Annotated in this window: 2 protein-coding genes; both read left to right on the top strand. The window is 35.6% G+C overall.

The window, feature by feature from the left end; translation table 11 throughout:
* On the top strand, positions 1 to 467 hold a 467-nt coding region (locus ACYU7A_RS08075; RefSeq protein WP_460575593.1), incomplete at its 5' end, for a T9SS type A sorting domain-containing protein.
* Between the two features lie 339 nt (positions 468 to 806).
* Positions 807 to 4946 (top strand): GEVED domain-containing protein (locus ACYU7A_RS08070; RefSeq protein WP_460575591.1); only part of this gene is annotated, 4140 nt, incomplete at its 3' end.

Raw genomic sequence — 4946 nt, 5'->3', positions numbered from 1 at the left:
ACAACGGAGTTGATTATGATACATTCTACGACAACCAATACAACAGATTTACATTAAACAACTTCCCTGGATTAATTCCAAACGGAGAGCTTTATTCTGTGCAAGTAGCGGTTAAGTTACCAAATGAGCCAAATTTTGGTCCATACAATAAAGCATGTACCATCAAAACTCCAATGCAAGCAAGAGCTATTGCATCAGATGTTCAATTAGAAGTAGTAAATGTATTTGAAGCTTTAGCTTATCCAAATCCATTTGCAGAAAACTTCAAGTTGGATGTAAAAACTAATAGCGAAGCAAGTATTCAAGTTAGAGTTTACGACATGATAGGAAAACTAGTAGAAGACAAAATGATAAATGCTTCTGATATTCAAAATTTTGAATTAGGAAACCAATATCCATCTGGAGTTTACAATGTGATTGTATCTCAAGAGTCTAACACTAAAACACTACGTGTTATTAAAAGATAGTTTTTAAAAAGAACTAAATAATTTAAAACCTCCTCAAGAAATTGAGGAGGTTTTTTTATGTTAAGTATTTATTGATTTAATAGAATATTTTACAAATTTAACTAATGAATTAAGTTTAATTATTTTTTATAATTTTCGCATTCAAAATATTAAATATGTTAATTATTGATAATTGTAACAAAAAAAACCATACTTGATTCAATTAATTAGATTTTTAATTAATGGAAAGATGTGTTTTAACGATTTTTTCAAACATTTTATCGTTTTTGTGAAATAATCATTAGTATATAATTAACTTTTTTATAAATTAACCCATTAATTAACCCAATTTTATAAATTATGATGAATAACTACAATTCTCTGAGTTATCGAAAATTATCGAAACTCAGCTCGCAAGAGTCCGGAGTAGTTGGGAATTCTCCCAATTCAAAAGGTAGTATGCGAACGTCGTGGCTTATGAGTTTAATGATGATAGTTGCCTTCTTTATTGCAGGTAATAATGTTTTTGCTCAAACGACAATTATTAATCCTGCTACTTCTGGTGCATTTGAAGGTGCTTCTTTTGCTGCAGATGGTTGGACAGTATTAAATAATGCAACTGCAGGTGCTTCTTGGGTTCAGTCAACAGGAGCTACGGCTGGTTTTAATGGTTCACAATGTGCTTACATTACCAGTAATACGGCAGGAACACCTCCGCCACATACTTATACGAATAGTCCAACATCACGTGTTTCGGCACTATACAGAGATGTGACCGTTCCTGCTGGTGAGACTACTATTAATCTTTCATTTAGATGGATATGTGTAGGTGAGTCGGGTTGGGATCGTTTACAAGTATGGGCAGTTCCTACAACTTTTACTCCTTTAAATGGTACGGCCAGTATGACAACTACTGGTACAGCACCTACAGGAAGAGTTCAACTTGGAGCTGGTGCTACAGGTTATCAAAGTTCAGGTACTTGGACTACAGCAAATATTACAGTGCCTGCTGCTTATGCTGGTACAACATTTAGGTTGGTTTTTCAATGGAGAAATGATACTGGTGGTGGGTCAAATCCACCTATTGCAGTAGATAATGTGTCTTTAGTTTCGTCATGTTCAGGGCCTGTTGCTATTGCAGCATCAGGTATTACAAGTGTTTCAGCTAACGCAAATTGGAATGCATTTGCAGGAGCAACGAGCTATGATGTTCAATATAGAGTAGTTGGTTCACCAACTTGGACAACAATATCAGCAGTTGTAGGAACAACTACACCTATTACTGGATTGACAGCAAATACTAGTTATGAATATCAGGTAAAAGCTAATGGACCAGTTTGTCAAGCTTTTTCATCTTCAATTACTTTTTATACAGGATATTGTTTGGCTTCGTCAGGTGATCAAACTTCTTACATAAGTAATTTTACAACTACAAATGGTTTTGGTGATAATATTACTCACACTGCATCATCAGGTGCAACAGGTGGTTATTTAAATTTGTCTTCAACGGTAAAGGTTTCTAATTACATTGGAAATTTAACAAATTTATCTATGACTGCGGCTGGGCCAACTTGTGGTTTTGCTGTTTGGGTAGATTGGAATAATAACCTAGTTTTCGAGGCTGGTGAAAGAATGTTTGTAACAACTGGTTATGTTACTACAACATCTGGAAGTTTTACTGTTCCGCCAGCAACTCCTAACGGGAATTATAGAATGAGAGTAATTACTGATTTTAATAATTCTGCACCTTCAAATTCTTGTGGAAATATTACAAGAGGTGAATATAAAGATTTTACTTTTGAAGTTGTTAGTGCACCAACATGTGTTCCTCCAACAACTTTAACATCATCTGCAATTACGAATAATTCTGCTACAATTGGTTGGACTGCTTCTGTAACTCCACCAACGAATGGATATGATTATTATGTTGCAACATCTGCATCTCCAGTTCCAAATGCTGGTACAACACCAACAGGAAATGTTGCTGGTCTATCAGCTAATCTTTCTGGATTATCAGGTAATACACAGTATTATTATTGGTTGCGTTCAAATTGTTCATTAGGTGATCAATCTTCTTGGACTGGACCTGCTACTTTTACTACTCAGCTAGTTGTTCCAACTCCGTATAGTGAAGGTTTTGCTACAACAACTACTCCAACAGGATGGTCTTTATCTTCCTTTGCTTTAGGAACCTCAGGAGGAGGAAATCCTGGTAATGCAAGTTTTATAAATTTATACTCAACAGTTCCATCTGGAAACTTTAATTCAGTTAATGTTGGTCCAGTTTTAGCAAATCAACTTTTAACATTTGATTACAGACATGTTAATTGGTCTGATTCATCCGTTTCAACTGGTGCTGGAAGTTATGTGGTGCAAGTTTCAACTGACTTTGGAGCAACTTATACAACATTAGAAACAGTTTCTGTTGATTCAAATGTTGCTTGGAGAACAAAATCTTATTCTTTAGCATCTTATGTTGGTCAAAATATCAGACTAAGAATTAATGCTACTTGGACTTCTGGTGATTACTATTTAGCTTTTGATAATTTTGCTGTAAGCACTATATGTACAGGTACTCCTATTGGAGGAACTGTATCACCTTCTTTACAAAGTGTATGTCCAACTTTACCTGTTTTAGCAATAACTGCAACAGGTTATTCTTCAGATGCTGGAATTACATTGCAGTGGGAGCAATCTACTGATGGTGGTGCAAGTTGGGGTAATGCAGTAGGAGGTTCAGGGGCTACTACAAGTATTTATACTCCACCAGTTTTTGCAGGGACTACTATTCAATATAGATTAAAAGTGACTTGTACTAATTCAAGTGAAATCAATTATTCAGGAGTTTCTGAAATTAATTCTAATCCAAATCCACTTCCTTTAAACCAACCATTTACTAATTTAAATACATTAGGTGGATGGACTCAAATAGGTAATTTTGGTATTGGTGCAACTAGAGGAGCAACAGGTAATCCGGGTAATAACGCTTATGTTAATATTTACAGCGGTAACACTAATGCATCTTTTGCATCAGCTAAGTTTGGACCAGTTACTGCTGGTCAAGCTTTGTCGTTTGATTTAAAATTATCAAATTATTCATCTCCTTATGCTCCACCAGCATCAGGATGGGGAACAATAGATGTTCAAATTTCTACAGATTGTGGTGCTACATATACTACTTTATCTACTATCAGTGCAGCTCCTGGAGCTAGTTATGTTAATTATAGCTATTACTTAGGTGCTTATGTAGGTCAAAATGTAAACGCAAGAGTAGTTTGCTCTTGGTTGGCAGGTGATTACGATGTTTCTATTGATAATATGATTATTGATGTTCCTGCTCCTCAAATTACGGATGTTTTACCAACAACTCTTTGTAGTGCAGGTGGACAAACGGTAACTATATCTGGATATGCTTTCACTGGAGCTTCTTCTGTTCAATTTAATGGTGCAGCAGCAGCTTCTTACACAGTAGATAATGATACTACAATCACTGCAGTTACTCCAACTGGTGTTACCTCTGGTGTTGTTAGTGTAACTACTGTAAAAGGAACAGGCAATAGTTCATCAGTTACAGTAATTAATAATCCTACAGTTGATCCTATTATCGCTGCAGGAAGTGCTACTGCATTATGTATGCCAAATACATTGTCTTTAACAAATGCTACTGCTTTAGGTGTTTGGGGTGTTGTTAATGGTACAGGTACTGCAACTATTAGTACTAGTGGAGAGCTTACAGGTACTTCAGCCGGAACAGTTACAGCTACTTATACAGTAACAGATGGAGGTTGTCCAACGACAGTTTCTTATGCTGTTGATGTTAGAGAGCCAGTGGCTATTTCTACTCAACCAGTTGATCAAACTGTTGTTTCATCTGGTGGATTGTTTAGTGCAACATTTAGTTTAGTTGCTTCAGGAACAGGGATTTCTTACCAATGGGAAGAATCTACAGATGGAGGAACAAGTTTCAGTCCAATAACAGATGGCGGAATTTATAGTGGAGCAACATCAAATAGTTTATCTATAACTAATGGTGCAGATACTATGAATGGTAATTTATACCAATGTGTAATTACAGGAACTTCTCCATGTGATCCATTAGTTTCAAATTCTGTTTTATTAAATGTAGGAAATACAGGTATTGCAACACAACCAAGTAATAGTAATTTATGTGGTTCAGGAACTGCTACTTTTACAGTTGTAGCTTCAGGAACAGTTGTTGATGAAGATTTAGCTGCTTTACCAAGTCCGATATATTCTTACCAATGGTATGAAGATACAGGTTTAGGTGGCGTAGCTATTGTTAATGGTGGTGATTATTCAGGGGCTAACACAGCTACTTTAACAATTGCTAATAGAACAGTTGCTAATTCAGGAACGAATTATTATGTAATAATTAACGGTCCTGCAAACGATCCAATATCGATTACTGTTACATTAAATGTAAATACAGCTCCGGCAATTGATACAAATCCATCTAACCAATCAGTTTGTTATACTGGA

This window comes from Flavobacterium koreense (assembly GCF_054776075.1).
Note: the sequence above shows the minus strand (reverse complement) of the source record. Positions and strands in the feature narration are given on the sequence as shown.